Annotated in this window: 27 protein-coding genes; 11 read left to right on the forward strand and 16 right to left on the reverse strand. The window is 73.9% G+C overall.

Translation table 11 applies throughout. The features are described 5' to 3' along the window. The first annotated feature begins 56 nt into the window (after positions 1-56). Positions 57-2381, forward strand: coding sequence for a DEAD/DEAH box helicase (locus C593_RS0101900; RefSeq protein WP_018845616.1), 2325 nt, complete (start codon positions 57-59; stop codon positions 2379-2381). 493 nt (positions 2382-2874) lie between these two features. Continuing rightward, positions 2875-3741: an alpha/beta fold hydrolase gene (locus C593_RS0101905; RefSeq protein WP_018845617.1), complete on the forward strand. Its 867-nt coding sequence runs from the start codon at positions 2875-2877 to the stop codon at positions 3739-3741. Positions 3742-3829: 88 nt separating this feature from the next. On the opposite strand, the gene C593_RS0101910 is transcribed toward C593_RS0101905, so the two are convergent. After that, a complete protein-coding gene (locus C593_RS0101910; RefSeq protein ID WP_018845618.1) occupies positions 3830-4771 on the reverse strand; it encodes an NYN domain-containing protein in 942 nt (313 codons plus the stop codon). A gap of 191 nt (positions 4772-4962) precedes the next feature. Here C593_RS0101910 and C593_RS33215 point away from each other — a divergent pair, with 191 nt between their 5' ends. Then, complete coding sequence (locus C593_RS33215; protein WP_018845619.1) at positions 4963-5115, forward strand: hypothetical protein; 153 nt, start codon at positions 4963-4965, stop codon at positions 5113-5115. Between the two features lie 101 nt (positions 5116-5216). Here C593_RS33215 and C593_RS0101920 read toward each other — a convergent pair whose 3' ends face one another. The 4 genes from C593_RS0101920 to C593_RS0101935 all read right to left on the reverse strand — a co-directional run bounded on the left by C593_RS0101920 (position 5217) and on the right by C593_RS0101935 (position 8512). Next, positions 5217-5822: a MarC family protein gene (locus tag C593_RS0101920; protein ID WP_018845620.1), complete on the reverse strand. Its 606-nt coding sequence runs from the start codon at positions 5820-5822 to the stop codon at positions 5217-5219. 220 nt (positions 5823-6042) lie between these two features. Continuing rightward, the gene (locus tag C593_RS0101925; RefSeq protein ID WP_018845621.1) at positions 6043-6909 is read right to left on the reverse strand and encodes a PHP domain-containing protein; all 867 of its coding nucleotides are present in this window, start codon (positions 6907-6909) and stop codon (positions 6043-6045) included. A 157-nt stretch (positions 6910-7066) separates the two neighbouring features. Further along, a complete protein-coding gene (locus C593_RS0101930; RefSeq protein ID WP_018845622.1) occupies positions 7067-7705 on the reverse strand; it encodes a DUF6758 family protein in 639 nt (212 codons plus the stop codon). A 144-nt stretch (positions 7706-7849) separates the two neighbouring features. Beyond that, the gene (locus tag C593_RS0101935; protein WP_018845623.1) at positions 7850-8512 is read right to left on the reverse strand and encodes a suppressor of fused domain protein; all 663 of its coding nucleotides are present in this window, start codon (positions 8510-8512) and stop codon (positions 7850-7852) included. Between the two features lie 469 nt (positions 8513-8981). Between C593_RS0101935 and C593_RS0101940 the strand changes: the two genes are divergently transcribed. Further along, the gene (locus C593_RS0101940; RefSeq protein WP_018845624.1) at positions 8982-10097 is read left to right on the forward strand and encodes a magnesium and cobalt transport protein CorA; all 1116 of its coding nucleotides are present in this window, start codon (positions 8982-8984) and stop codon (positions 10095-10097) included. Positions 10098-10176: 79 nt separating this feature from the next. Next, positions 10177-10692, forward strand: coding sequence for a hypothetical protein (locus C593_RS0101945; RefSeq protein ID WP_018845625.1), 516 nt, complete (start codon positions 10177-10179; stop codon positions 10690-10692). A 43-nt stretch (positions 10693-10735) separates the two neighbouring features. On the opposite strand, the gene C593_RS0101950 is transcribed toward C593_RS0101945, so the two are convergent. Further along, positions 10736-11503: a hypothetical protein gene (locus C593_RS0101950; RefSeq protein ID WP_018845626.1), complete on the reverse strand. Its 768-nt coding sequence runs from the start codon at positions 11501-11503 to the stop codon at positions 10736-10738. Between the two features lie 230 nt (positions 11504-11733). Here C593_RS0101950 and C593_RS0101955 point away from each other — a divergent pair, with 230 nt between their 5' ends. From C593_RS0101955 to C593_RS0101965, 3 genes are read left to right on the forward strand one after another with little or no spacing between them, the layout of a single operon-like run. Beyond that, positions 11734-13020 carry a magnesium transporter MgtE N-terminal domain-containing protein gene (locus tag C593_RS0101955; RefSeq protein WP_018845627.1) on the forward strand — a complete coding sequence of 429 codons (1287 nt, stop codon included), beginning with the start codon at positions 11734-11736 and terminating at the stop codon, positions 13018-13020. Next, the gene (locus C593_RS0101960; RefSeq protein WP_018845628.1) at positions 13013-13606 is read left to right on the forward strand and encodes a DUF1003 domain-containing protein; all 594 of its coding nucleotides are present in this window, start codon (positions 13013-13015) and stop codon (positions 13604-13606) included. Before C593_RS0101955 ends, C593_RS0101960 begins: the two co-directional genes overlap by 8 nt. A 43-nt stretch (positions 13607-13649) precedes the next feature. Further along, positions 13650-14783 carry an Mrp/NBP35 family ATP-binding protein gene (locus C593_RS0101965; protein WP_026277265.1) on the forward strand — a complete coding sequence of 378 codons (1134 nt, stop codon included), beginning with the start codon at positions 13650-13652 and terminating at the stop codon, positions 14781-14783. Between the two features lie 92 nt (positions 14784-14875). On the opposite strand, the gene C593_RS0101970 is transcribed toward C593_RS0101965, so the two are convergent. From C593_RS0101970 to sigE, 5 genes are all read right to left on the reverse strand, one after another. Then, complete coding sequence (locus C593_RS0101970) at positions 14876-15553, reverse strand: hypothetical protein (RefSeq protein ID WP_018845630.1); 678 nt, start codon at positions 15551-15553, stop codon at positions 14876-14878. Between the two features lie 135 nt (positions 15554-15688). After that, positions 15689-16153, reverse strand: coding sequence for a sec-independent translocase (locus C593_RS0101975; protein WP_018845631.1), 465 nt, complete (start codon positions 16151-16153; stop codon positions 15689-15691). A 153-nt stretch (positions 16154-16306) separates the two neighbouring features. Beyond that, the gene (locus C593_RS0101980; protein ID WP_018845632.1) at positions 16307-18136 is read right to left on the reverse strand and encodes a trypsin-like peptidase domain-containing protein; all 1830 of its coding nucleotides are present in this window, start codon (positions 18134-18136) and stop codon (positions 16307-16309) included. Positions 18137-18302: 166 nt separating this feature from the next. Then, complete coding sequence (locus tag C593_RS0101985) at positions 18303-19262, reverse strand: zf-HC2 domain-containing protein (protein WP_018845633.1); 960 nt, start codon at positions 19260-19262, stop codon at positions 18303-18305. After that, positions 19259-20023: an RNA polymerase sigma factor SigE gene (gene sigE, locus C593_RS0101990; RefSeq protein WP_199789978.1), complete on the reverse strand. Its 765-nt coding sequence runs from the start codon at positions 20021-20023 to the stop codon at positions 19259-19261. Before sigE ends, C593_RS0101985 begins: the two co-directional genes overlap by 4 nt. 128 nt (positions 20024-20151) lie before the next feature. Here sigE and C593_RS0101995 point away from each other — a divergent pair, with 128 nt between their 5' ends. Further along, positions 20152-20829, forward strand: coding sequence for an O-methyltransferase (locus tag C593_RS0101995; RefSeq protein ID WP_199789985.1), 678 nt, complete (start codon positions 20152-20154; stop codon positions 20827-20829). Between the two features lie 200 nt (positions 20830-21029). On the opposite strand, the gene C593_RS31205 is transcribed toward C593_RS0101995, so the two are convergent. Next, on the reverse strand, positions 21030-21197 hold the full coding sequence (locus C593_RS31205; RefSeq protein ID WP_003966491.1) for a DUF3117 domain-containing protein: 168 nt from the start codon (positions 21195-21197) through the stop codon (positions 21030-21032). 323 nt (positions 21198-21520) lie between these two features. Here C593_RS31205 and chcB point away from each other — a divergent pair, with 323 nt between their 5' ends. Then, positions 21521-22321, forward strand: a complete 801-nt coding sequence (gene chcB, locus C593_RS0102005; RefSeq protein WP_018845636.1) for a 2-cyclohexenylcarbonyl CoA isomerase — start codon at positions 21521-21523, stop codon at positions 22319-22321. Positions 22322-22470: 149 nt separating this feature from the next. Here the strand turns inward: chcB and C593_RS0102010 are convergent, their stop codons facing one another. Together C593_RS0102010 and C593_RS0102015 are read right to left on the reverse strand one after the other, a co-directional pair. Beyond that, on the reverse strand, positions 22471-23058 hold the full coding sequence (locus C593_RS0102010; protein WP_018845637.1) for a DNA-3-methyladenine glycosylase I: 588 nt from the start codon (positions 23056-23058) through the stop codon (positions 22471-22473). Then, positions 23055-23408, reverse strand: coding sequence for a DivIVA domain-containing protein (locus C593_RS0102015; protein WP_018845638.1), 354 nt, complete (start codon positions 23406-23408; stop codon positions 23055-23057). Before C593_RS0102015 ends, C593_RS0102010 begins: the two co-directional genes overlap by 4 nt. A gap of 121 nt (positions 23409-23529) precedes the next feature. Here C593_RS0102015 and folP point away from each other — a divergent pair, with 121 nt between their 5' ends. Beyond that, positions 23530-24390: a dihydropteroate synthase gene (gene folP, locus C593_RS0102020; RefSeq protein WP_018845639.1), complete on the forward strand. Its 861-nt coding sequence runs from the start codon at positions 23530-23532 to the stop codon at positions 24388-24390. A gap of 152 nt (positions 24391-24542) precedes the next feature. Here folP and C593_RS0102025 read toward each other — a convergent pair whose 3' ends face one another. Both C593_RS0102025 and dapE read right to left on the reverse strand, forming a co-directional pair. After that, on the reverse strand, positions 24543-25295 hold the full coding sequence (locus tag C593_RS0102025) for an LOG family protein (RefSeq protein WP_018845640.1): 753 nt from the start codon (positions 25293-25295) through the stop codon (positions 24543-24545). A gap of 135 nt (positions 25296-25430) precedes the next feature. Continuing rightward, positions 25431-26564, reverse strand: coding sequence for a succinyl-diaminopimelate desuccinylase (gene dapE / locus C593_RS0102030; protein WP_018845641.1), 1134 nt, complete (start codon positions 26562-26564; stop codon positions 25431-25433).

Below are 26564 nucleotides of genomic sequence, written 5' to 3' on the forward strand. Positions count from 1 at the left end.
ACGCGGATCGCGCGCACTGTGTGCGCACGGACGCAGATGAGGGGCCCCTCAGCGGTATGACGCTCGAGCGACGGCAGTGGTCCCGCACCCTCCGGCCCTTCCGGCCGGCCAGTACCCGGGTGCGGTACGACCCCCAGCGTTCGCCTCGTGCCGCGTCTCACAGAAGAGGCAACACCCTGACTACGCAGCAGCCCAAGACTTTCCGTGATCTCGGAATCCTTCCCGAGACGGCCGAGGCCCTCGAGGCCGTCGGCATCGTCCATCCCTTCCCCATCCAGGAGCTGACCCTCCCCGTCGCGCTCTCGGGCACCGACGTCATCGGCCAGGCCAAGACCGGCACCGGCAAGACGCTCGGTTTCGGCCTGCCGCTGCTGGAGCGCGTCACCGTCCCCGCGGACGTGGAGGCCGGCCGGGCCCGCCCCGACCAGCTGACCGACGCCCCGCAGGCCCTGGTCGTCGTCCCCACCCGTGAGCTGTGCACGCAGGTCACCAACGACCTCCTGACCGCCGGCAAGGTGCGCAACGTCCGCGTTCTCGCGATCTACGGCGGCCGGGCGTACGAGCCCCAGGTCGAGGCGCTCAAGAAGGGCGTCGACGTGATCGTCGGCACGCCCGGGCGTCTGCTCGACCTCGCGGGCCAGAAGAAGCTGGACCTGTCGCATGTGCGCGCCCTCGTCCTCGACGAGGCCGACGAGATGCTCGACCTGGGCTTCCTGCCCGACGTCGAGAAGATCATCCAGTTCCTGCCGGCCAAGCGGCAGACCATGCTGTTCTCGGCGACCATGCCGGGCGCGGTCATCGGCCTGGCCCGCCGCTACATGTCGCAGCCCACGCACATCCGCGCCACCGCGCCGGACGACGAGGGCGCGACCGTCGCGAACATCGCGCAGCACGTCTACCGCGCGCACTCGATGGACAAGCCGGAGATGGTCTCCCGCATCCTGCAGGCCGAGGGCCGCGGGCTGGCGATGATCTTCTGCCGGACCAAGCGGACCGCGGCCGACATCGCGGACCAGCTCGCCCGGCGCGGCTTCGCCTCCGGCGCGGTCCACGGCGACCTGGGCCAGGGCGCGCGCGAGCAGGCCCTGCGCGCCTTCCGCAACGGCAAGGTGGACGTGCTCGTCTGCACCGACGTCGCCGCGCGCGGTATCGACGTCGAGGGCGTGACGCACGTCATCAACTACCAGTCGCCCGAGGACGAGAAGACCTATCTGCACCGCATCGGCCGCACCGGCCGCGCGGGTGCCAAGGGCATCGCGATCACCCTGGTCGACTGGGACGACATCCCGCGCTGGCAGCTCATCAACAAGGCGCTGGACCTGCCGTTCAACGACCCGGTCGAGACGTACTCCACCTCGGCGCACCTGTACGCGGAGATGAGCATCCCCGAGGGCACCAAGGGTGTGCTGCCCCGCTCGGAGCGCACCCGCGCCGGTCTGGCGGCGGAAGAGGTCGAGGACCTGGGCGAGACGGGCGGCCGCGGCCGTCGGTCCGCTCCCGCCGGAGCCCCGCGCGAGGAGCGCCCGGCCCGTACGCGGACGCCGCGTCAGCGCCGGCGCACCCGCGGCGGCTCGGACCTCGCCGGGGCGGAGACCGCCGCGCCGGCCGTGCCCGAGCAGTCCTCGGGCGACGCGCCGGCGGAGCCGCGCACGCCGCGCCGGCGCCGCCGGACCCGCGGCGGCGGGGAGGCCGCGGCCGCCACGGCGGTCGTGGAGGCCGCCGGGACCGTGGTGGCGGAGGCCGCTGTGGCCGCGCCCGCGGCGGAGGCCACCGCGGAGGCGCCCGCCGCGGAGGCCACCGTGACGGCGCCGCGCCGCCGCCGGACCCGTAAGGCCGCGGTGAGCACGCCCGTCGCCGAGTCGGCGCAGGCACAGGCGCCGCAGGCCGCCGGGCCGGCGGAGTCGGCCGCGCCCGAGTCCACGCCGCGCCGGACCCGCAGCCGTGCGGCGCGGCCGGTGACCGAGACGCAGTCGGCTCAGTTCCAGACGGTCGCCACGGTGATCGCCGAGACGGCCGCTGCCGCGCCGGAGACCAAGCCGCGCCGCACCCGCGCGCGGGTCGCCAAGCCGGCGGACGGCGGTGACACCGTGGAGTTCCAGACGGTCGCCACGGCCGCGACGGCCGTCGCGGAGACCAAGCCGCGCCGGACCCGCACCCGCAAGACCGCGGAGGCGGCACCGGCGGCCGAGGCGGAGACCAAGCCCCGCCGCACCCGTGCCGCCAAGGCCGTCGCGACGACCGAGGGCGCCGAGCCCGAGGCGAAGCCCCGCCGCACGCGCAAGACCGCGGCGGCCCCGGCGGACACCACCGAGGCGACGGCGGAGCCGAAGCCCCGCCGCACCCGCAAGAAGGCGGAGACCCCGGCCCCGGCCGAGGGCTGACCGCCCCGCGCCCCACCGGATCGGCCCGGCCCCCTGCGACTGGGGTCCGGGCCGATCGGCGTTCCCGCGCCGGGTACGTGCCGGGGCGGCGGGACCGTGAGCGGCACCGCCGGGGGACTCACCCCCCGCCCGCCCCGGCCTTCCCGCGCATCCGAGCCGGTCGGCCCGCCTGGCGGCAGGGGGGGAGCCACGGGCCCCGAAGCCCCGGGGCAAGGCCCCCCGCCCCTGGCGAGGGCCCGCTCCTCGTGTGCCCGCCGACGGCGGGGGCGAGCCACGGGCACCGAAGCCCCGGGGCCGGACCGCCTCCGCCCTCCGCCCGTCCCGGCGTGGCCCCGCCTCTGGCGTGTCCCGTCCCCGGCGTGCCCGCGCCACCTCCCACCGACGGCCCGCTCCTCGCGCTCCCGCCCGGGCGGGGGCGCGGGTCGCGCGGGCGGGGGCGCGGGTCGCGCGGGCGGGGGCGCGGGTCGGGTGGGCTCGCGTTAGCCTCTGGCTCATGAGCCGTCCGCCCACCTTCGTGCCGCCCGCCTGCGCCCGTTCCGTTCGTCTCGTCACCGCGCGCGGGGAGTTCGCGGTCCTTGACGCCCGGCCCCCGGCCGGGGAGCCGCGGGCGACCGTGGTGCTGCTGCCCGGTTACACCGGCAGCAAGGAGGACTTCATCGCCCTGCTGGAGCCGCTCGCCGCGGCCGGCTTCCGGGCGGTTGCCGTGGACGGGCGCGGGCAGTACGAGACCGAGGGGCCCGCCGAGGAGGCGGCGTACGCGCAGGGCGAGCTGGCCGCGGATGTCCTCGCGCAGGCCGCTGCCCTCGCCACCGGGGGCGCCCCGCTGCACCTGGTCGGGCACTCGCTCGGCGGGCAGATCGCACGGGCCGCGGTGCTGCGCGACCGGTCCCCGTTCCGGACCCTCACCCTGATGTCCTCGGGCCCGGCCGCGGTCAGCGAACCGCAGCAGCAGAAGGTGAAGCTGCTGGCCGACGCGCTCGCCGTGATGACGATGGACGAGGTCTGGACCGCGATCCAGGCTCTGGAGGCGCCCACTCCGGAGGACACCGAGACGGGCACCAACGGCGACCGGGACGATCTGCGGGCCCGGTGGCTGCGCCACAACCCGGCCCAGCTCCTGGCCACCGGGCGGCAGTTGACCGTCGAGCCCGACCGGACCGATGAGCTCAGGGCGCTCGGCCTGCCCCTCCACGTCCTCTCCGGCGAACGGGACGACACCTGGCCGGTCCCCCTGCTGACCGCCACGGCGGAACGGCTCGGGGCGGCGCGGACGGTGATCGCGGGGGCGGACCACTCCCCCAACACGGACCGGCCGGCCGAGACGGCGCGGGCGCTGATCGGTTTCTTCGGCAACCACTGAGGACCGCCCCCGAGGACCGGGACCCGGAAGACCAGGACCGGGCCCGGGACGGGGAAGACCAGGACCTGGACCGGGACGGCCGCGAGGGTCAGAGCTGCGCCTGAAGGTGCTGCCAGAAGCCGTCCCGCAGCGCCCGCCGCAGTACCGCGTGCCCGCGCAGGGACCTCTGGAGCAGCCGTTCCGCGTCCATCAGCAGGTCCTGGTCGACCGGGCCGGGCAGGAAGGGGTGGCCGGGCAGCAGGCCCGCCAGCTCGGCCCGGCCCCGCTCCCCCAGCCAGTTCGCGGCGATCTGCGCGCCGACGAAGCGCACCTCGTCCCGGGACGGCGGCGGGGTGCCCTCGTTCTCGTAGGTCGTGACCGGCTTGCGGGTGACATAGGGGCGGCAGAAGTCCAGGTCGAAGGTGCGCCGGCTGTCGACCTCCCAGAGCAGCGGCTCGGCCTGGTTGCGGCCGTCGGCGCCCTCGATGCCCCAGAGGTGGACGCGCGCGCCGTAGCCCTGCGCGGCCTCGACCGCCGGGACCAGGTCCTCGTCGCCGCCGACCAGGGCCGCGTCGCTGATGGCGCGGTGGCGGGCGAGGGACTCCAGGTCGCTGCGGATCAGGGAGTCGACGCCCTTCTGCTGGTTGTCGGCGTTGAGGTTGCCCAGGCGCACCTTGACGTCCGGCAGTTCGGCGATCACCTGCTGCTCGGGGGTGTGGATGCGGCGCCGTGCGCCGTCGTACCAGTAGACGCGGAGCAGCCGGCTGTCGGCGAAGATCGAGCGGGCCTTGTCGATGAAGGCGTCGATCAGCCCTTCGGCGTCCAGGTCGAAGGCGCGCCGGTCCTCGGTGCCCGCGACCAGCAACCCGGCCGAAGCGTAGACGTAACCGGCGTCGACGAAGATGGCGTGGGTCGACGGGGTCTTCGCGACCTCGGCGAGCATCCGCCGCAGGAGCTCATTGGTGCGCTCCAGGCGGGCGGCGAACGCGGCGGCGCCGGTGCCGGGGTCCGGGGCGTCGTCAGGGGGCGGGGTGGTGGCGGGCTCGTTCATACGCGCCTCATTCTCCGCGCACGGGGCGCTACTCGCCAGTAGCACGTCGCCAATAGTTAGCCATCCGAAAATTTTCCTTAGCGTAGGGAATGTTTGTAAGGTGCATCCCGTTGTGCACCTGTGTACCCGGACGGAGAATTTCCGTCCGTCAGCAGTTCTCCGTCAGGAGGATCAGACGAAGGGAGAAGCCGTTGCGCTTCGAGATCATGCGACTGGACGACGTCGACGGCAGCGCCGTGGACACCACCGTCGTGGACGCCGCCTCCGTCAACCGGATCGTGCAGCAGGCCGCCTCGATCGGCCAGCGCATCCTCATCCGGCCCGCCGAGACCTCGGCTTCATAACCCCCGCCGCCCCGTCCCCGTGCGCGCCACCACGCGCACCGCGCCCCCGTACCGGAGTCCGGTACGGGGGCGCGGTGCGTCGGGCCGGGCGGCCCGGCGGTTCAGGAGCCCTGGATCACCTGGGTCACGCCGTTGATGATCTGCTGTACGGCGATCGCGGAGAGCATCATGCCCGCGAGCCGCGTCACGAGGACCACACCGCCGTCCTTGATGACGCGGATGATGACCAGCGAGTACCGCATCGTCAGCCACAGCACCACGTGCATCGCCACGATGGCGGCCCATACCGACAGCTGCTCGCCCGCGCCGTCCGCGTGCTGTACGGCCAGGATGACCGAGACGATCGCGCCCGGTCCGGCCAGCAGCGGCATCCCCAGCGGGACGAGGGCGACGTTGACGTCCTTGGTCTGCTGGGGCTCGTCCGTCTTGCCGGTGAGCAGGTCGAGGGCGATCAGCAGCAGCAGGAGTCCGCCCGCGATCATCAGGGCGGGCACGGAGACATGGAGGTAGTCCAGGATCTGCTGGCCGAGGATGCCGAAGACCGTGATCACGCCGAAGGCGACGAGCACGGCCTGCCAGGCCATCCGGCGCTGGACCTTGGTGGCCCGCCCGGAGGTCAGCGCCAGGAAGATCGGGGTGATCCCGGGCGGGTCCATGATGACGAAGAGGGTCAGGAAGAGGGAGCCGAAGACGGCGGCGTCGAACACAGTGAAGGGCCTTGCGGGGAGAGGGTTTCTGGGAGGTAGGACACGGGGCCGCCCGCACCACCGGAGCACCGCCGCGCGCACGGACGCGCACGGCGGGGCGGAGTGGGCAGGGCGGGACTCCCGGCGGGACGCCGGGTCGGGCGGTTCCGGGGCGAGCCGGACGGCCTGGACGGCCTGGACGGCCCAGCGGATCCGGGGCGATCCGGACGGCCTGGACGGCCTAGACGGCCGGGGACCCGCCGGTGCCCATCACGGGGAACGCGCCGGTCGAGCGCCGGGTGATCTCCCCGTAGATCTCGGGGTCGGTGGTGTACTCGCCGAGCCGGCAGGTCTTGCGGCTGCCGTGGTAGTCGCTGGACCCGGTGACGAGGAGGCCCAGGTCGCCGGCCAGACCGCGCAACCGGGCCCGGGTGCCCTCGTCGTGGTCCATGTGGTCCACCTCGACGCCGTCGAGCCCGGCCGCCGCCAGCTCCGCGAGGGCGGTCTCGGGGACGGTGCGGCCTCGTTTGACGGCCGCCGGGTGGGCGAGGACGGTCACCCCGCCGGCCGCCTTGACCAGGCGGAGCGCGGTGAAGGGGTCGAGTTCGTGCTTCTCGACGTAGGCGCGCCCGCCGTCGGCGAGCCAGTCGGGCGTGAAGGCGTCCGACACGGACGGGACGACGCCCAGTGCGACGAGCGCCTCGGCGATGTGCGGGCGGCCGACGGAGCCGTCCCCGGCGATCCGGTCGACCTGCTCCCAGGTGACGGGAACGCCCAGCTCGCGGAGCTTGTCCACCATGGCCCGGGCGCGCGGTACGCGGTCGTCGCGGACGAGTTCGCGCTCGCGCAGCAGCTCGGGCTCCTCGGCGTCGAAGAGGTAGGCCAGCATGTGCAGGCCCACCCCGTCGAGGCGGCAGGAGAGTTCGGCGCCGGTGACCAGGGTCAGGCCCTCGGGGAGGGCCGCGGCGGCCTCGGCGTGGCCGCGGGTGGTGTCGTGGTCGGTGAGGGCGACGACGTCCAGCCCGGCGGCGGACGCGGCACGCACCAGTGAGGCGGGGGTGTCCGTACCGTCCGAGGCCGTGGAGTGGGTGTGCAGGTCGATGCGCACGACGGCTGGCTCCAGGGCTCGGGGGCGGGCGGGGGACGCTTCAGGATAACCGCCGCCCGAGCCCGGTCCGTACGCCCGGGCCCGGGTGAGGGTAAGACCACACTGCACAGCAGGCCCCTTACGCGGACGGGGCGCGGCGGACCGTCCCCGGCGCCGCTCAGGACAGCAGTCGCGGCGACAGCGCCCCGCACGGCAGGAGTTCGACCTCGGCCCCGGCGTCCCGCAGGTCGGTGAGGACGAGTTCGTCGTGGAGGACCAGACCGGCCTGCTCCGGCCAGAGGACGGCCCAGAGCCACAGCCCGCGCGCCTCCCCCGCGAAGACCGCGCGGTCGTCGGGGACGCCGGGGACGTGCCAGAGCGGCGAGGGCCGCCCGGCCGCCGTGATCTTCGCCTGCGGCGGCCCGTCGACCGCGATGTGCGGCCCGGGGTCGGGGCCGTCGATGCCCGCGTACCGGGCGCCGAGGCCCACGCCCAGCTCCTCGGCGATCAGCAGCATCTCGCCGATGCCGCCGAGCGGTCCGGGGCCGGAGCAGGCGACCGCGGTCGCCCGGCCGCCGCTGCGGTCGTCCCCCGCGTAGGCGACCCCGGTGAACAGCCAGCCGACGGGCAGCGGCCACGGCATCCACACGGGGACCTGGGCGCGGTGCACGACGACCCCGAGGGCCTCGACACTGGGCGGGATCACCGGCTGCATCGGATACACGGCGCCGTGGACATCGCACTGCCAGGAGTCGGCGAAGAGACCGGGCGCCCTGACCCGGCCACCGCACTTCGGGCAACTGGGTTCGCCCCTCATAAGGTTCCACGGTCCTCTCCGCCCGTCGCCGCGTCAAGGACGATCACCCGTCCGGTGCGCTGACAGCGCCCCGGGGCGCACAGCTCCCGCGCCGGCCCCGGGGTGCACGGCGTCCCGCGCCGGCCCCGGGCCGGGCGCCGGTCCTCAGTCCAGGGCCACGCACCGGCGCAGCGGATCGCGCAGGTCCGTGCCGTGCGTCAGCCAGCGCTCCTGGAGTGCCGCCGCGCCGTGGACCCGCTTCCACGCCGCCTCGTTCGAGGTCATCGGCAGCAACGGCAGGAATCGCACCGGCTCCAGGGGCTCGTCCAGCTCCAGATCGGCCACCAGTCCGCCCGGCTCGGCGACCAGGACGGAGGCGAACGGCGCGCCGGGCCACAGGGGTTCACCCACGTCGAGGGAGGCGCCCGGAGCGAGCACGACCCCCTCCACCTGGGGCGAGGCCGCGAGCACGGCGAGCGGGCGCAGCACCTTGTCGGTGTCGGCGGTACCCGCCCGGACGGAGAGGACCAGTTCGGCGCGGGGGCCCTTGCGCGGATCGGCGAAGGCGGCGGCCGGGTCCGTCATCGGCGACGCCGACATGCCGAGGGTGACGTAGCGCACCACGTCCCCGCCCGCGCCGCCGTGCCCGCCCGTGCCGCCGTGCCCGCCCGTGCCGCCGTGCCCGCCCGCGCCGCCGTGCCCGCCCGTGTCCCGAAAGCGCAGGACCTCGATGCGGTCCGCACCGAGGAAGGTCACGGCGGCGCGGGCGTCCGGTTCGCCGAGCGCGCTGCGCAGCCTGGCTTCGACCGATGCGAGAACGTCTTCCATCCCGCGAGCATAAAACGCGTAAGGAACGGGCAAACCCAGGGATTGACCCGTTGTCGGCTGATACTCTTGGCCGCTGGTCGGGACAGCCCGCAGGGACACCTCCCCGCGGCCACCGAGGGAGCAGCGCTCCGGTCCCGGCGTCACGTCATCCCCCACGGGGGACCGGCCGGAGGAGGTGGGGCTGCGATGGACCGAAGTCGATCGTGCAGTACCAGCAGCTCTTCCGCACGGCCGTCCCGCCCGCGGCACGCCTGATTCCCCGCGCACCGTCCACCGGTGCGTACGCGGGGCGTGACGGTGCGCGGTCCCCGGCTTCCCACGTCACGGAAGAGCTCGACGCCTCTCCCTGTCTGCAGCAAACGCCGTCACCGCGATCCGCGGTGCCGCCCGCTTTGCGGACGTAGCGCCGACGTCCCCATTCCGGGCTGTGCCACACCGTCGCCGACGGCCCTCCGTGAAGGAGCCAGCCATGTCGATGATCCGTGACCTGCGCGCCGCCGTGCGCCCCTCCCTGCGCAAGAACAGCAGCGCGTACAGCGCCTACGACGCCACCCGCGACCCGTCCGCCTCCAGTGCCGTCGTGGACTGCGCGGTCTACCGGGACGGCAGGCGACTGGACGCCGACGGTTCACTGACACCCCGTCAGGCGATGCGCCACGTACGCGAGGACGGCGGTTTCGCCTGGATCGGCCTGCACGAGCCGACCGAGCAGGAGTTCGCGGGCATCGCGGCCGAGTTCGGCCTCCACCCGCTGGCCGTGGAGGACGCGGTCCACGCCCACCAGCGGCCCAAGCTGGAGCGGTACGACGACACCCTGTTCACGGTCTTCAAGACGATCCACTACGTGGAGCACGCCGAACTCACCGCCACCAGCGAGGTGGTGGAGACCGGCGAGGTGATGGTGTTCACCGGCCGGGACTTCGTCATCACCGTCCGGCACGGCGGCAAGGGATCCCTGCGCGCCCTGCGGCACACCCTCCAGAAGGACTCCGAGCTGCTGGCGAAGGGCCCCTCGGCCGTGCTGCACGCCATCGCCGACCATGTCGTCGACGGGTACATCGCGGTCGCCGCGGCGGTGCAGGACGACATCGACGAGGTGGAGATCGACGTCTTCTCCGCCCCGGCGAAGGGCGGCCCGCGCGGCAGTGACGCCGGACGGATCTACCAACTCAAGCGCGAGGTGCTGGAGTTCAAGCGGGCCGTCTCCCCGCTGCTGCGGCCGATGCAGCTGCTGAGCGAGCGTCCGATGCGGCTGATCGACCCGGACATCCAGAAGTACTTCCGGGACGTCGCCGACCACCTCGCCCGCGTACAGGAGGAGGTCGTCGGCTTCGACGAGCTGCTGAACTCCATCCTCCAGGCCAACCTGGCGCAGGCGACCGTCGCACAGAACGAGGACATGCGCAAGATCACCTCCTGGGCGGCGATCATCGCCGTGCCCACGGCGGTCTGCGGGATCTACGGCATGAACTTCGACCACATGCCGGAGCTCCAGTGGGAGTACGGCTACCCGGCCGTCCTCTCCGGTATCGCCGCCGTCTGCTTCACCATCCACCGCACCCTCAAGCGCAACGGATGGCTCTGAGGCCTGTCCGAGGGCCGGACGCTCCCCCGGGCGCCGATCGCTGCCGGGGAGGGCACGGGCCCCTCGGTAGGCTGCCCGTATGACATCCCCACTGCTCGGCCAGGCCCTCGTCGAGGAGGCCACCAAGAAGTCCGGTCTCGTCTGGGTCCGCGGCGGCGACGGCCCGGCCCGCGCGTTGTGGCACGTCTGGCACGAGGGGGCCGTCCATGTGGTCGGCGACGGCCCCGGGGAGCAGCCGCTGCCCGGCCTGGCCGACGGCGGGAGCGCCGAGGTCACCGTCCGCAGCAAGGACAAGGGAGGCCGGCTGGTCGTCTGGACCGCCTCGGTACGGGCCCTGGAGCCGGGCTCCGGGGCGTGGGAGGCGGCCGTCGCCGAGCTGAAGGGCAAGCGGCTGAACGCGCCCGACGCGGAGCGGATGACCGAGCGCTGGGCCCGGGAGTGCCGGGTGCTGCGGCTGGAGCCCCGGGGCGCGGGCGTCTCGGGCGGGGAACTGTCCGACGCCTCGCACGCGGCCCCGCCCCTGCCCAGTGACGCGGTCACCCGGCGGCCGGTGCCCGCGGGCCTGCCGAAGCTGCTGTTCAAGCGCCGCCGCTGACCCCGGGCCGGGCCGCACCGGACCACGCGGAGCCCCGGAGGCGTCAGTCGCCCGAGGTCTTGGGGAGCTGGCCGCCGTAGTCCACGGTCTGGTCCTTCGCCGGCTCCTCCAGCGGGAACTCCTTGTCCCAGTCCCCGAGCAGCAGCACCCCCGCGCCGCCCGCCCGGGCGAACTTCAGCGGGTACGGCTCGCCGATCAGGGACACGTCCAGCACCCCGCCCTCGCCCTCGGCCGCCAGCACCTTGATGGTCTTCACCCCGCCGACCTCGGTGCGGTCGCCCTTGCTGAGCTTGCCCTGCATCCCGAGGAGGCCGTCGAGCAGCACGTCCATCTCGGTGAAGCCGCGGAACTGCTTGTAGGAGGGGTCGCCCTCGGGAACCTTCACGTACTTGTCGCCGAGTTTCTGCGCCGCCTCCACGTCCGCCTCGGTCGCCTGGGCGTCCTGCTCGCCGTCGGCGTGGCTCCAGAAGCCCGCGTCGGCCTTGAGGAAGAGGCTGTCCCCGGTGCGCAGCAGCTCGAAGGTGTTGTCCTTGGAGGTCACCGAACCGGTGGCGCCCTCGTGCTTGAGGCGCATGTTCAGCTTGTAGGTGCCGCCCTTGCTCACCAGGGTCCCGGAGAGCCGCACCGAGGCCGCCGCGTCGGCCGCCGCACGGGCCTTGGTCTCGATCTCCTCGGCACTGAGCCTGCCGACCCCGTTGGTACCCGCGTCCGGGTCCTCGCCGCACGCCGTGAGCCCGGCGGACAGACCGGCGCACAGCGCCACCGCGAGGGCCGCGCGACGGGCCCGGCCGGCGATAGGGAGGGGAGTCACCAGCGGCCTGCCTCTCATCTGGGGGGATCATCCGTGGGGGATGGCAGACGGCAGCGTACCCGGGCCCGCGCACCGCCGGGCACGGAGCCGTACGGACCCGGCCGAGGGCGGCGCCCGGGGGCACGGGCTAGCCTGGTGGAGGTGTTCCGCCGATCATGGCGGGCACCCTCCACCTCGTCGAACAGCGGCTTCGGTCCCGACCGGGACTTTCGTACCCAAGGAGGGGCGGCATGGCGGCCGGCGCGCCCCGGATCTTCGTCTCGCATCTCGCCGGCGTGCCCGTCTTCGACCCGGCCGGCGACCAGGTGGGCCGGGTCCGCGACCTGGTCGCGATGCTGAGGGTGGGCCACCGGCCGCCGCGGCTCCTCGGGCTCGTCGTCGAAGTGATCAGCCGGCGGCGGATCTTCCTGCCGATGACCCGGGTGACCGGCGTGGAGTCGGGCCAGGTGATCACCACCGGGGTGCTGAACGTGCGGCGCTTCGAGCAGCGCCCCACCGAGCGCCTGGTCCTCGGCGAACTCCTCGACCGGCGGGTGCGCCTGGTGGAGAGCGGCGAGGAGGTCACCGTCCTGGACGTGGCCGTCCAGCAGCTCCCCGCCCGCCGGGACTGGGAGATCGACAAGGTCTTCGTCCGCAAGGGCAAGGGCGGCGCGCTGCGGCGCAAGGGGGAGACCCTGACCGTCGAGTGGTCCGCCGTCACCGGCTTCTCGCTGGAGGAGCACGGGCAGGGCGCGGAGAGTCTGCTGGCCACCTTCGAGCAGCTCCGCCCGGCCGACCTGGCCAACGTGCTGCACCACCTCTCCCCCAAGCGCCGCGCCGAGGTGGCCGCCGCCCTCGACGACGACCGGCTCGCCGACGTCCTGGAGGAGCTGCCGGACGACGACCAGGTGGAGATCCTCGGCAAGCTGAAGGAGGAGCGGGCCGCCGACGTCCTGGAGGCCATGGACCCGGACGACGCCGCCGACCTGCTCTCGGAGCTGCCGGAGGAGGACAAGGAGCGGCTGCTGACCCTGATGCGGCCGGACGACGCGGCCGATGTGCGCCGCCTGATGTCGTACGAGGAGCGCACCGCGGGCGGTCTGATGACCACCGAGCCGATCGTGCTCCGCCCGGACGCGACCGTCGCCGACGCCCTCGCCCGGGTCCGCCAGCAGGACCTGTCCCCGGCCCTCGCGGCGCAGGTCTACGTCTGCCGGCCGCCGGACGAGACGCCGACCGGCAAGTACCTGGGCACCGTGCACTTCCAGCGGCTGCTGCGGGACCCGCCGTTCACCCTGGTCAGCTCGATCGTGGACAGCGATCTGCCGCCCCTGTCGCCGGACACCGCGCTGGCGGGCGTCACCAGCTATCTCGCCGCGTACAACATGGTCGCCGCGCCCGTCGTGGACGAGAGCGGTTCCCTGCTCGGCGCCGTCACCGTCGACGACGTGCTGGACCATCTGCTGCCCGAGGACTGGCGGGAGACCGAGTTCGAGGAGTCCGCCCAGGAGCCGCTCCCGGGATCCGCCCATGGGTAGCGGGGGCGAGCCGGGATCGGCGGAGCGGGGCGAGGCGCGCGAGCGACTGCCGTCGGGCTCCTCGGCCGCGTCCCGCCGGGTGCGTCTGGACCAGCCGCGCCCGGCACGCCGGAGCCTGCTGCCGGACTGGGACCCGGAGGCCTTCGGCCGGCTCTCGGAGAAGATCGCGCGCTTCCTCGGGACGGGACGTTTCCTCGTCTGGATGACGCTGACGATCATCGCCTGGGTGGTGTGGAACGTCAGCGCACCCGCGGACCTGCGCTTCGACGAGTACCCGTTCATCTTCCTGACCCTGGCGCTGTCCCTCCAGGCGTCCTACGCGGCGCCGCTGATCCTGCTGGCACAGAACCGCCAGGACGACCGGGACCGGGTCAACCTGGAGCAGGACCGCAAGCAGAACGAGCGCTCGATCGCGGACACCGAGTACCTGACGCGGGAGATCGCGGCCCTGCGGATGGGCCTGGGCGAGGTGGCCACCCGGGACTGGATCCGCTCCGAACTCCAGGACCTGGTGCGCGAGCTGGAGGAGCAGCGCGCCGCATTCCCGCCGGCGGGGTCCGGCGAGCGTGACGAAGGCGACCGCTGACGGGCTTTCCGAAGCCGGGAGCCCGCGCCGTACCATCGTCGGTATGGCTACGGAAGACGCGGTGCTCGCGGCACTGGCGACGGTGAACGACCCCGAGATCAACCGACCGATCACCGAACTGGGCATGGTGAAATCGGTCGACATCGGGGACGACGGCACGGTCGCCGTCACGGTGTACCTGACCGTCTCGGGCTGCCCCATGCGCGAGACGATCACGAAGAACGTGACGGACGCGGTCGCCCGGCTCGACGGCGTCACCCGCGTCGACGTCTCGCTGGACGTGATGAGCGACGAGCAGCGCAAGGACCTCGCGGCGGCGCTGCGCGGCACGACCGCCGAGCGGGAGGTGCCGTTCGCCAAGCCCGGCTCGCTGACCAGGGTCTACGCGGTCGCCTCCGGCAAGGGCGGGGTGGGCAAGTCCTCCGTGACCGTGAACCTGGCGGCGGCGATGGCCGCCGACGGGCTGAAGGTCGGCGTCGTGGACGCCGACATCTACGGCCACAGCGTGCCGCGCATGCTCGGCGCCGACGGCCGGCCCACCCAGGTCGAGAACATGATCATGCCGCCGTCGGCGAACGGCGTGAAGGTGATCTCCATCGGCATGTTCACCCCCGGCAACGCGCCGGTGGTGTGGCGCGGCCCGATGCTGCACCGCGCCCTCCAGCAGTTCCTGGCGGACGTGTACTGGGGCGACCTCGACGTGCTCCTGCTCGACCTGCCCCCGGGCACGGGCGACATCGCGATCTCCGTGGCCCAGCTGGTGCCGAACGCGGAGATCCTGGTCGTCACCACCCCGCAGCAGGCCGCCGCCGAGGTCGCGGAGCGGGCCGGGTCCATCGCGGTGCAGACCCACCAGAAGATCGTCGGCGTGGTCGAGAACATGTCGGGTCTGCCCTGCCCGCACTGCGACGAGATGGTGGACGTGTTCGGCACCGGCGGCGGCCAGAAGGTCGCCGAGGGGCTGACGAAGACGACCGGCGCGAACGTGCCGGTGCTGGGCTCCATCCCGATCGACGTGCGCCTGCGCGAGGGCGGCGACGAGGGCAAGCCGGTCGTGCTGACCGACCCGGAGTCCCCCGCCGGCGCGGCGCTGCGCTCCATCGCCGGGAAGCTGGGCGGCCGGCAGCGCGGTCTGTCCGGCATGAGCCTGGGCATCACCCCGCGCAACAAGTTCTGAGGGAACGACAACGCCGCCGGGCGGCACGCGGACTCCGCGTGCCGCCCGGCGGCGTGGTACGGCCTCGGGCCCCGGTCTCGCGGCCCCGGGCCCTACAGATACGCGTCGAGGTCCTCCACCGCGCAGAAGCCCAGCCCGTACGCGCTCATGCCCCGCCCGTACGCGCCGATGTGGACGCCGCTGCCGACCGCCGCGCCCGCCAGCACCCAGCCGAACTCGGACTCGCGGTAGTGGAACGGCGTCGGGACGCCGTCCACCGGCAGGGACAGCGCCGACCACTCGGGGCCCGCCAGGTCGTCGGCGAGGGCGAAGGCCGCCTCGGTCTGCTGGTCGAGCCAGTCGTCCCGCAGGGTGTGATCGAGCTGCGGGGGCCAGGTGTGGGCGAGCAGCCCGGAGCCGGCGAGCCAGGCCGCGGAGGACACCGTGGTCGCCTCCAGCACGCCCGTGCCGTCGCCGCTGCGCCGCACGGGGCTCGCGGCGACGGTCACCACGACCGCGAAGCGCTCCTTCTCGGTGCCGGTGTGCTCGTTCTTTATCGACGGCTCGTCGCCGTGGCCGATCGCGCCGTGCTGCACGGTCCCGTCGGCGGCGGTGCCCACCTGCATCAGGCGACGCGGGCCGCTGAAGGCGCCGTCCAGCCCGTACCAGGGAAAACCGGCACTCCGGAAGCCCTCAACGGTGCGCCGCGCCGCGGCGGCGGCCGCTCCCCGGTCGGTGGCGGGGTCGCCGCCCGGGACCGGTGCGACTCCGGCCGTACTGTGCGCCGTCATCCGGCCGCCTCCTGTCGTCTCCACACCTTCAGCCACCTACAGCCGCGCCGCCCGGGGCGCGTGCGCTGACGGACAGATGGAGAGAATAGCCACCTCGTGACGGCGGACGGTGACCGACCGGCCCCGGGGCGGGTCTCAGGTGGCGTCGGAGTCGAAGGGCGGACGCTCGTCCCGGGCCGGCTTGTCGCCCTTCTTCAGCAGGTCGGGGCCGCTTGCGGCGGCGGAGCCGTTGACCGCGGCGGGCACCGGGTCACCGGACACGCCCGAGGGTTCCCGGCCGTTCACCGCGTCGGCGACGTCGGTGATCTCCTTCTTGAGATCGAAGCTGCTGCGGAGCTCCTTGAGCTCCTTCAGCTCGTCGTTCTCCGCGAGCTGCTTGCGCAGATACGCCTTGGGGTTGAGGTCCTCGAACTCGAAGTCCTTGAACTCCGGCCCCAGCTCGCTGCGGATGTCGTCCTTGGCGCTCTCGGAGAACGCGCGGATCTTGCGGATGAAGCGGGCGGCGTCCTGAATGACCTTCGGCAGCTTGTCCGGGCCGAAGATGAGCACGGCGAGAACGACCAGAACGACCAGTTCCAGTCCGCCTATGTCATTGAACACCCTGCTGCTCCTCGTGTTCTCGGTGGCCCGCGGGTCCGAGGGGATCCGGACCCCGACCACGGTACCTGGCGCACCTGTCGTCCCGGTACCTTCCGGACATCGGGGCGGTGGCCGCGAGTGCGGCCACCGGACGCGGGACCCGGGGCACGGCCGTCACGAGGAGTCCGCGGTGCCGAGGGTGACCTCCACGGTCCGCTCCGCCGCGCCCCGGGTGAGGGTCAGTTCCAGCCGGTCGCCCGGCCGGTGGGCGCGGATCTTGACGATCAGCTCCTCGCCGCTGTGCACCCGCTGGCCGTTGACCGCGGTGATCACGTCACCGGGCCTGACGCCCGCCGAGGCGGCCGGGCCGCCGGGGGTGACGGAGGGGGTGCCGTCCTTGCCCTTCTCCCCGACGCGGGCGCCGTCGCCGGTGAACTTCATGTCCAGGCTGACGCCGATCACCGGGTGGGTGGCCCGGCCCGTGTTGATCAGTTCCTCGGCCACCCGCTTGCCCTGGTTGATCGGGATGGCGAAGCCGAGGCCGATGGACCCGGCCTGGCCGCCGTCCGGGCCCGCGCCGCTGTCGGCCGCGCGGATCGCGCTGTTGATGCCGATGACCCGGGCCTTGCCGTCGACGAGCGGCCCGCCCGAGTTCCCGGGGTTTATCGGGGCGTCGGTCTGGAGGGCGTCGACATAGCTGACGTCGCTGCCGTCGCCCTTCTCCCCGCCGGCCGTGATCGGACGCTCCGTGGCGCTGATGATCCCGGAGGTGACCGTGTTCTGGAGGTCGAAGGGGGCGCCGATCGCCACCACCGGGTCGCCGACGCGGACGTTGTCGGAGTTCCCCAGCGGGAGCGGCTTGAGCCCGGAGACACCACTGACCTTGACCACGGCGAGGTCGTAGCCGCTGTCCTTGCCGACGAGCGTGGCCTCGGCCGTCTCGCCGCCGCTGAAGGTGACGGTGATGTCGCCCGAGGCCCCGGCCGGGTCCACCACATGGTGGTTGGTGAGGATGTGGCCGCGCTTGTCGAGCACGAAGCCCGTCCCGGTGCCCTGTTCGCCGCCCCCGCTGACGTGCAGGGTGACCACGCTGGGCAGGGCGCTGGCCGCGATCCCGGCGACGCTCTCCGGCGCGCGGTCCGCGCTCTCCACCCCGGCCTGCGGCAGCTCCAGCGAGGTCAGGCCGCCGTTGCGCTCGACATAGGCGCCGACCGCGCCGCCGACGCCGCCCGCGACGAGGGCGAGGACCACGGCCCCGGCCAGCAGGGCGCCCCTGCGGCGCTTGCGGGGTGCGGGCTCACCGGTCTCGCTGAGGGGCACACCGGGCGCGCTCCACGGGTCGTACTGGAGCCACACCGAGTTGAGCGGCTGCGGCCGCTCGGCGAACACGGGCCCCGGGTCGGCCGGGTGCTGGGGCAGGGGTTGCTGGGGCAGGGGTTGCTGGGGCAGGGGTTGCTGAGGTCCCGGGTGCGTCTGGTGGGGCGGCTGGGGCGGGGCGTGGTGAGCGGGGGCCGGGCCCGGTCCCCGCGGCTCGGGCTGCGGCGGCCCAGCCCCCGGGGCCGTGGGCTGGGCCGGGACCTGGGTGCCCTGGGCGGGCGTGGGCACGGGGGTGCCGTGCGCCGGGGTGACGGGCGCGGGGCGCTGGACGGGCGGCGCGGGCGCCCACGGCCCCGGGTCGCCGTACGGCGGGGTGCTGTACGGGTCGGGGTCGTGCAGGGGCACCGGCCGGCGCGGGGCGGTCGCGGGCTCGGGCCGGTCGTCCTCCGCGAGGGGCGTCACGGAGCCGGAGCCGGCGGGGGCGGTGACGGGCCCGGGCTCGGCGGGGGCGGCGACGGGCGCGGGCTCGGGCTCGTGCTGCGGCGCCGTGGGCGCGTGCCCGGGCGCCGGGGGCGCGTCGGCGGCCGCACGGACCTCCGTCCCGTCCGCCCCGGAGGCCGTGCCGTGTCCCGTGCTGGGCCGGCTCCACCACGTCGCCTTCGGTCCGGTGGGCTTCCCGTCGTCCATGCTCTCCCCGCAACTGCCGGTCCCTGTGCGGGCCCCCGCGGGGCGCGCCTGAAGGATTCAACCAGGTTTGCGATTCCGCGCGCAGGGCAGAGCACGGCTTCCGGTCAGCGCGGAGGGCCGGTGCGCGCCGCCCGGCGGGCGGCGCGGCGGTGTCGGCGGGGCGGGGTCAGCGCAGCGGCGTCAGCGGTGAGGGCGGCGGCGCGGAGGCGGCGGCCGTCGGCGGAACGCCCGGCCGGACGGGCGTGATCACCGGGGGCAGGCCCGACAGGGACTGTGCCTGGAAGGCCGGACCGGCGGGCCGCATCAGCGGCGACAGCGCCATGGGGTCGTTCATCAGGAGCGGAGCGGCGAACGGCGCCGACCGCCCCTGCACCACGGGCGGGGCCGCGGGCGTGACGGCCGCGAGGGCCTGGGTGTCCGTCCTCGTGACACCGCGCCGGCGGTCGGACTCGGAGGCGCGGACCGAGCCGGCCCCGCCCTGGGTCGTGCCGCCGGACGGCAGCGCCGTGCGGAAAGGGCTGACCTTGTTCCCGCCGCCCTGGCCGCGCGCGCTGGTCTCGCCCGAGAGGTCGACCGGGACCGCGCCGCCGAGGGCGATGGCCGCGAAGGACACCGCGCTGGCCGCGGCGAACGCGAACCGCCGGGCCCGCCACGGCGAACGCTCGGCCTCGGCCCGGCCCGCCTCCTGGCGGCCCACCTCATGGATGGGGAACCCGCTGTCGGAGCCGCCGGGCAGGACCGTGGCGTGGGCGCCCCCGGGGACGTACCCGAAGGTCTCCCCGCCGCGGCCGCGGGGATGTCCCGCGGACGGGGTCAGCGCTCCGAGGACCCGCTCGCCCGGACCGCGGCCGAAGGGGCCCGAGCCGCCCGGACCACCCGGGTCGCCGGGGCCCGCGGGCAGTCCCTGGAGCCGTGCGAGCAGCCCTTCCGACAGCGGCGGGGGCGCGGACTGCGCGAACACGTTCTTCAGGCGGCGCTGTGCGTCCGCCTCGGCCTTGCAGCGGGGGCAGGTGGCCAGGTGCGCCAGCACCCGGTCGCGGGCGTCGTGCTTCAGCTCGCCGTCGACGAGTGCGGCGAGCCGGTCTCCGAGGTGCTGCTCGGCGGGGGTGGGTTCCGTGCCGTTCACGCCGGTCCGCCCTCCCCCGAGAGGGCGGCGACGGCGGGCGTCCGCTGCTCGGAGCGGGACCGGGGGGACCGGTGCTGGAGCGCCTTGCGCAGATGCGAGCGGCCCCGGTGGATACGGCTGCGCACGGTGCCGAGCTTCACGCCCAGCGTCGCGGCGATCTCCTCGTACGACAGGCCCTCGATGTCGCACAGGACGACCGCGGCGCGGAACTCCGGCGCGAGGGTGTCCAGCGCCTGCTGGACGTCCGCGTCGAAGTGGGTGTCGTTGAACACCTGCTGGGGGGAGGGCTCACGGCTCGGCAGGCGCTCGGCCGCGTCGTCGCCGAGGGCGTCGAAGCGGATGCGCTGCTTGCGGCGGACCATGTCCAGGAAGAGGTTGGTGGTGATCCGGTGGAGCCAGCCCTCGAAGGTGCCGGGCGTGTACGTGGATAGCGAGCGGAAGACGCGGACGAAGACCTCCTGGGTGAGGTCCTCGGCGTCGTGCTGGTTGCCCGTGAGGCGGTAGGCGAGGCGGTAGACCCGCGCGCTGTGCATGCTGACGATCTCCTCCCAGGTGGGAGGGGTCCACGCCGGCGATTCCGCATCCGATGCGAAGGTCGCTGTGGTGACGGAGTCGGTGGGCACGGAACGGTCAGCGTTCTTGGTCACGGATTCGGGCTCACCCGCCGACCTGAGGAAGCGCTTCAGCACGCCCTTCCGGTCCGCAGGCGCAGCCGCACCTCCCCTGTCAGCTCTGATGGTGTCCAGCGGAGCCCCTACCATAGCCACCTCGCCCGTTAGCTCCGGATAAGAATCTTTACGTCGATTTGGGTCCGGCTTCCCTCGTCGGTCCATGTACTCCCGTCCTGTCACAACGCCCGGTCCCATCTGCGGGTTCCCGAGCGCAGCGGATACAGTCAGCGTCGCGCCAACTACGGGGACAGGAGAGGGTCATTACCGCCAACCGGCAGACGAGCTGGGCGTTCGCCGACGCCTTTCTCGCCGAGGACGACGCCCTGCGCTGGGCCCGCGAGCGGGCCCGCGAGACGGGGCTGCCCTCGGTGTCGCCCGGCACGGGCTCCGCGCTGCGTCTGCTGGCCGCGACCGCCGACGCCAAGGCGGTCGCCGAGATCGGCACGGGCACCGGCGTCTCCGGTATCTACCTGCTCCAGGGCATGCGGCCGGACGGCGTGCTGACCACGGTGGACCAGGACCCCGAGCGCCAGCAGTTCGCGCGGGAGGCGTTCCGCGCGGCCGGGTTCGCCGCCAACCGCGCCCGGTTCATCCCGGGCGGCGCCCTGGAGGTGCTGCCCCGGCTGGCGGACGGCGGATACGACCTGGTGTTCTGCGACGGGGAGCGCGCGGAGTCGCTGGACTACCTTGCTGAATCGTTGCGCCTGCTGCGGCCGGGCGGTGTCGTCTGCTTCGAGGGCGTCTTCGCGGAGGGCCGTACCGCCGACGCGGCGGTCCAGCCCTCGGAGGTACTGCGGGTGCGCGAGCTGCTGCGGGCCGTACGGGAGAGCGCGGAGTGGCTGCCGACCCTGCTGCCGGTCGGCGACGGTCTGCTCTGCGCGGTGCGGCGCGGCTGACGGCCCCGGTCCCGGGCCGGCCCCGCGACCCCGGCCCGGCTCGGTCCAACCCCGGTTCCGGCCCTAGGCGGCCCCCGTTCCGGCCGGCTCGGGCTCGGGCTCGGGCTCGGGCTCGACCCCCGGCTCGGGCTCGGCGAAGCGGAACGCACGACCGCCCCGGCGCAGCGGAGCGCCGGGGCGGTCGGGAAAACCGGGATGTGTCAGCCGACGACCTTCTTCAGGGCGTCACCGAGGGCATCGGCTTCGTCCGGAGTCAGCTCGACGACAAGTCGACCGCCGCCTTCGAGCGGAACGCGCATGACGATGCCCCGCCCCTCCTTGGTCACCTCGAGCGGGCCGTCGCCCGTCCGCGGCTTCATGGCCGCCATGCTCGTTCCCCTTCCTGAAACCAGCTCATCGCAGCCGGCGGCCCCATGACAGGTGCTGTGTCACCGGCATCGAACACAGTGCTTCCAGGTCATTATCCCGCATGGCGGGACCCAAAGACCAACATCGGTCCGCATCGCTTAGGCAACGCGCTCTCTCAAAACCACTCAATTCGGGGATCCGGCTGCGATACTTCGCGCCCCTCCGCCCCGCCGCCGGGTGGCGGAGTTTGACGCAGGTCACACGGCCCGGCCGGACGGCGGGCGGTGCTCTCCGCCATGCTGGGCCCCGACACTGCCGTCGAAACCGCAAAGGGGACACCGCCATGGCCGACGCCGTGCTGTACGACGTGAGCGACGGACTCGCGACGATCACGATCAACCGGCCCGAGGCCATGAACGCCATGAACGTGGAGGCGAAGGTCGCCCTGCGGGACGCGGCCCGCGCGGCGGCCGACGACCCCGCCGTCCGGGCGGTCCTGCTGACCGCGACCGGCCGGGCGTTCTGCGTCGGCCAGGACCTCAAGGAGCACGTCGAACTGCTGTCGGCCGGGGAGACGACGGGCTCCGGGGGCGTCATGAGCACCGTCCGGGAGCACTACAACCCGATCGTGCGGGCGCTCACCGGGATGCCGAAGCCGGTGGTGGCGGGGGTCAACGGGGTCGCCGCGGGCGCGGGCCTGGGCTTCGCGCTCGCCGCGGACTACCGGATCGTGGCGGACACCGCCTCCTTCACGACCTCCTTCGCGGGGGTCGCGCTGACCGCCGACTCGGGTGTGTCGTGGACCCTGCCCCGGCTGGTCGGCAGCAGCCGGGCTGCCGATCTGCTGCTGTTCCCGCGCTCGTTCAGCGCCCAGGAGGCGTACGACTGGGGCATCGCCAACCGGCTCGTCCCGGCCGACGAGCTCGCGGCGGAGGCCGCGCGGACCGCGCGTGCGCTGGCCGAGGGGCCCACCCTCGCCTACGCCGCGCTCAAGGAGTCCCTCGCGTACGGGGCGGACCACTCACTGGACGAGGCCCTGGACAAGGAGGAGGAACTCCAGGCACGGGCCGGGGCCTCCGAGGACCACTCGATCGCGGTCAACGCCTTCCTGGCGAAGGAGAAGCCCCGCTACCTGGGCCGCTGACGGCCCACGCCTGCGTGGCGGTAGCCACCGTCCGGGGCGCGGCCCTGCCTCCGGGCAGGGCCGCACGCGCGTGTCGGGCGGAAGGGACGATCGGCTCGTCCTGGACGGTGCCGGCAGGGCCGCACGCGCGTGTCCCGGTGCCGCGCGCGTCAGCGCGCCGCCCCGCGGGCGATGCAGGTGGCGAGGTGGTCGTCGACCAGGCCGCACGCCTGCATCAGGGCGTACGCCGTCGTGGGGCCGACGAAGCGCAGGCCCCGCTTCTTCAGCGCCTTGGACAGGGCCGTGGACTCGTCCGTCACGGCCGGCACGTCGGCGAGGGTGCGCGGGACGGGACGGCGGGCCGGGTCCGGGGCGTGGGACCAGATCAGCCTGTCGAGTTCGCCCTCGGACCAGCCGGCCAGCTCCCGCGCGTTCGCCGTGGTGGCCGCGATCTTGGCGCGGTTGCGGATGATCCCCGGGTCGGCGAGGAGCCGGGCCTCGTCCTCCTCGGTGAACTTCGCGACCTCGGCGATCCGGAACCCGGCGAAGGCACTGCGGAAGCCCTCCCGGCGGCGCAGGATCGTGATCCAGGACAGACCCGACTGGAACGCCTCCAGGCACAGCCGCTCGAAGAGGGCGTCGTCGCCGTGGACCGGGCGGCCCCACTCCTCGTCGTGGTACGCGAGGTAGTCGTCGGCGGACAGGCCCCAGGGGCAGCGCGGGCGGCCGTCCGGGCCGGGGAGGGCTCCGGAGGTCACCGGTCCTCCTGCTCGCCCGGCCTGGTGAACAGGTCGGGACGGGGCACGGCGGTGGCCTGCGCCCCCGCGAGGGCGGCCTCCAGCTCGGCGATCCGGGCGTCCCGCTCGGCCAGTTCCGCGCCCAGCCGGTCGAGGACGTCGTCCACGTCGGACATCCGGTAGCCGCGCGGGGTGACGGCCAGCCGCAGCGCGTCCACGTCCGCGCGGGCGACGGGCCGGTTCGCCGGCAGCGGGTCGGCCGGCTGCTCGGGCGGCGCGTCGGGCAGCACCGTGCCGTCGTTGCCGCCGATCACGGCGAGTGTGACCGCGGCGACGACCACGACCATCGTGATCAGCAAGAAAAAGAACACGAGCGACCCTCTCCCCGGAAGACGCCCGGGCGCAACCCCGGGCGGAAACGTCCCGGGATGATCGTGCCACGGGACTCGGACAGTAGGGTCGTCAGGCGGACGACCCGAGGAGGAAACCCGGATGCTGCGGCTGGGACGGCGCGAGTTCGACGCGCACGAGCCGGTGATCATGGCGATCGTGAACCGGACCCCCGACTCCTTCTACGACCAGGGGGCCACCTTCCTCGACGAGCCCGCGCTCGCCCGCGTCGAGCAGGCCGTCGCCGAGGGTGCGGCGATCGTGGACATCGGCGGGGTGAAGGCGGGGCCGGGCGAGGAGGTCACCGCCGAGGAGGAGGCGCGCCGCACGGTCGGCTTCGTCGCCGAGGTCCGCCGTCGCCACCCGGACGTGGTGATCAGCGTCGACACCTGGCGCCACGAGGTCGGCGAGGCCGTCTGCGAGGCGGGGGCCGACGTCCTGAACGACGCCTGGGGCGGGGTCGACCCCCGGCTGGCCGAGGTCGCCGCCCGGTACGGCGCGGGCCTGGTGTGCACCCACGCGGGCGGCGCCGAGCCGCGCACCCGGCCGCACCGGATCGCGTACGAGGACGTGATGGCCGACATCCTGCGGGTGACGGTCGGGCTCGCGGAGCGGGCCGTGGAACTGGGCGTACGCCGGGACGGGATCATGATCGACCCGGGCCACGACTTCGGGAAGAACACCCGCCACAGCCTGGAGGCGACCCGCCGGCTGGGCGAGATGGCGGAGACCGGCTGGCCGGTGCTGGTGTCCCTGTCCAACAAGGACTTCGTCGGGGAGACCCTGGACAAGCCGGTGAAGGAGCGGGTCCTCGGCACCCTGGCGACCACCGCGGTCTCCGCGTGGCTGGGCGCGCAGGTGTACCGGGTGCACGAGGTCGCGGAGACGAAGCAGGTGCTGGACATGGTGGCGTCCATCGCGGGCCACCGCCCGCCGGCGGTGGCCCGCCGCGGCCTCGCCTGAGCCGCGGACGCCGGGCCCGGACGGGGGCGGACCGGTCCGGCCGGGGCCGACCGCGGCCCGGGCCGGTGGGACCTTGCCCGGTCTGCCCCGGCCCGGGCCGGTGGGACCTTGCCCGGTCTGCCCCGGCCCGCCGGACACCTACCGGACAGGCCTTAGTGGCCGGTCTCCTTGGTGACCATGGCGACCGCCTCGTCCACGTCGTCCGTGACGTGGAACAGCAGCAGGTCCCGCTCCGAGGCCTTCCCCTCGGCGACGACGGTGTCCCGCAGCCAGTCCACCAGGCCGCTCCAGTACGCCGTGCCGAAGAGCACGATCGGGAAGCGTGTCACCTTGCGCGTCTGGACGAGGGTGAGCGCCTCGAACAGCTCGTCCAGGGTGCCGAGTCCGCCGGGCAGGACGACGAAACCCTGCGCGTACTTCACGAACATCGTCTTGCGGACGAAGAAGTAGCGGAAGTTCACGCCGATGTCGACGTGCTCGTTGATGCCCTGCTCGAAGGGCAGCTCGATGCCGAGCCCGACCGAGATCCCGCTGGCCTCGCGCGCGCCCTTGTTCGCCGCCTCCATGGCGCCCGGCCCGCCGCCGGTGATCACCGCGAAGCCGGCCTCCACCAGGGCCCGGCCCAGGCGTACGCCCGTCTCGTACTCGGGCGTGCCGGGCCTCGTGCGGGCGGAGCCGAAGACGCTGATGGCGCTCGGCAGTTCGGCGAGGGCCCCGAAGCCCTCCACGAACTCCGACTGGATCCGCATCACACGCCAGGGGTCGGTGTGCACCCACTGGGAGTCGCCCTCGGTGTCCAGCAGCCGCTGGTCGGTCGTCCCCGGCTGTACCTGGTCCCTGCGGCGCAGCACCGGTCCCAGTCTCTGCTCCTCCAGTGCCCGCAGACCCTCGGAGTTGCTGCTCATGACCTGCTCCCTCCGCCGAACATCATTTGCTTCGGGACAGGGTAGGTCGGCGAACGTTACGAATGGCGAAATCCGGGCGATCGGCGGGGATGCGGCCCGGTGGCCGCACCCCGCGCACCCACCCCGGCGGGGCGGTCAGGCGGTCAGCCACTCCCGCAGGCGCTGCTCACAGTGCGTGATCCGGTCCACCGCGACATGCTCGTCCCGCTTGTGCGCGAACATCGGATCACCGGGTCCGTAGTTCACGGCGGGGACGCCGAGCGCGCTGAAGCGGGAGACGTCGGTCCAGCCGAACTTGGGCTTCGCGGTGCCGCCGACCGCGGCCATGAACGCGGCCGCGGCGGGGTGGGCGAGGCCCGGCAGCGCGCCGCCGGTGTGGTCGTCGACCACGAACTCGTCGACGCCGCAGTCCGCGAACACCTCGCGGACGTGCGCCTCCGCCTCCGCCATGCTGCGGTCGGGCGCGTAGCGGTAGTTGACGACCACCGTGCAGACGTCGGGGATGACGTTGGTGGCCACCCCGCCCTCGATGCCGACCGCGTTCAGACCCTCGTGGTACTCCAGCCCGTCGATGACCGGCCGGCGGGGCTCGTACGCGGCGAGGCGGGCGAGGATCGGGCCGGCCGCGTGGATCGCGTTGGCGCCCATCCAGCTCCGGGCCGAGTGCGCCCGCTCGCCCGTGGTGCGCAGATGGACCCGCAGGGTGCCCTGGCAGCCGCCCTCCACCTCGCCGTCGGAGGGCTCCAGCAGGACCGCGAAGTCCCCTTCCAGCCAGTCGGGGTGTGCCTCGGCCACATGCCCGAGTCCGTTGAGGTGGGCGGCGACCTCCTCGTTGTCGTAGAAGACGAAGGTGAGGTCGCGGTTGGGCTCGGGGACGGTGGCGGCGATGCGCAGCTGGACTGCCACACCGGACTTCATGTCGCTGGTACCGCAGCCCCAGAGGATGCCGTCGGCGTCGAGCCGCGAGGGCACGTTGTCCGCGATGGGCACGGTGTCGATGTGCCCGGCGAGCACGACCCGCTCGCCGCGGCCGAGGTGCGTGCGGGCGACCACGTTGTTGCCGTGGCGGTCGACGGTGAGGTGGGGCAGGGCGCGCAGGGCCTGCTCGATGGCGTCGGCGAGGGGCTTCTCCTCCCCGCTGACCGAGGGGATGTCGATCAGGGCGGCGGTCAGGGCCGGGCCGTCGAGGCCGAGGTCGAGGCCGAGGACGTCGCCGGGGTGGGTGCCGGGGCCGCCGGCCGGGTCGTTGACGGGGTCGTTGTCGGGCAT

The sequence above is a fragment of the Streptomyces sp. CNT372 genome, from assembly GCF_000377145.1.

Bases quoted from the DNA above. Each gene is read 5' to 3' on its own strand.
- C593_RS0101900 (WP_018845616.1), top strand. From the start codon at position 57: ATGACGCTCGAGCGACGGCAGTGGTCCCGCACCCTCCGGCCCTTCCGG.
- C593_RS0101905 (WP_018845617.1), top strand. From the start codon at position 2,875: ATGAGCCGTCCGCCCACCTTCGTGCCGCCCGCCTGCGCCCGTTCCGTT.
- C593_RS0101910 (WP_018845618.1), bottom strand. From the start codon at position 4,771: ATGAACGAGCCCGCCACCACCCCGCCCCCTGACGACGCCCCGGACCCC.
- C593_RS0101930 (WP_018845622.1), bottom strand. From the start codon at position 7,705: ATGAGGGGCGAACCCAGTTGCCCGAAGTGCGGTGGCCGGGTCAGGGCG.
- C593_RS0101935 (WP_018845623.1), bottom strand. From the start codon at position 8,512: ATGGAAGACGTTCTCGCATCGGTCGAAGCCAGGCTGCGCAGCGCGCTC.
- C593_RS0101940 (WP_018845624.1), top strand. From the start codon at position 8,982: ATGTCGATGATCCGTGACCTGCGCGCCGCCGTGCGCCCCTCCCTGCGC.
- C593_RS0101945 (WP_018845625.1), top strand. From the start codon at position 10,177: ATGACATCCCCACTGCTCGGCCAGGCCCTCGTCGAGGAGGCCACCAAG.
- C593_RS0101955 (WP_018845627.1), top strand. From the start codon at position 11,734: ATGGCGGCCGGCGCGCCCCGGATCTTCGTCTCGCATCTCGCCGGCGTG.
- C593_RS0101960 (WP_018845628.1), top strand. From the start codon at position 13,013: ATGGGTAGCGGGGGCGAGCCGGGATCGGCGGAGCGGGGCGAGGCGCGC.
- C593_RS0101965 (WP_026277265.1), top strand. From the start codon at position 13,650: ATGGCTACGGAAGACGCGGTGCTCGCGGCACTGGCGACGGTGAACGAC.
- C593_RS0101970 (WP_018845630.1), bottom strand. From the start codon at position 15,553: ATGACGGCGCACAGTACGGCCGGAGTCGCACCGGTCCCGGGCGGCGAC.
- C593_RS0101980 (WP_018845632.1), bottom strand. From the start codon at position 18,136: ATGGACGACGGGAAGCCCACCGGACCGAAGGCGACGTGGTGGAGCCGG.
- sigE (WP_199789978.1), bottom strand. From the start codon at position 20,023: ATGGTAGGGGCTCCGCTGGACACCATCAGAGCTGACAGGGGAGGTGCG.
- C593_RS31205 (WP_003966491.1), bottom strand. From the start codon at position 21,197: ATGGCGGCCATGAAGCCGCGGACGGGCGACGGCCCGCTCGAGGTGACC.
- chcB (WP_018845636.1), top strand. From the start codon at position 21,521: ATGGCCGACGCCGTGCTGTACGACGTGAGCGACGGACTCGCGACGATC.
- folP (WP_018845639.1), top strand. From the start codon at position 23,530: ATGCTGCGGCTGGGACGGCGCGAGTTCGACGCGCACGAGCCGGTGATC.
- C593_RS0102025 (WP_018845640.1), bottom strand. From the start codon at position 25,295: ATGAGCAGCAACTCCGAGGGTCTGCGGGCACTGGAGGAGCAGAGACTG.
- dapE (WP_018845641.1), bottom strand. From the start codon at position 26,564: ATGCCCGACAACGACCCCGTCAACGACCCGGCCGGCGGCCCCGGCACC.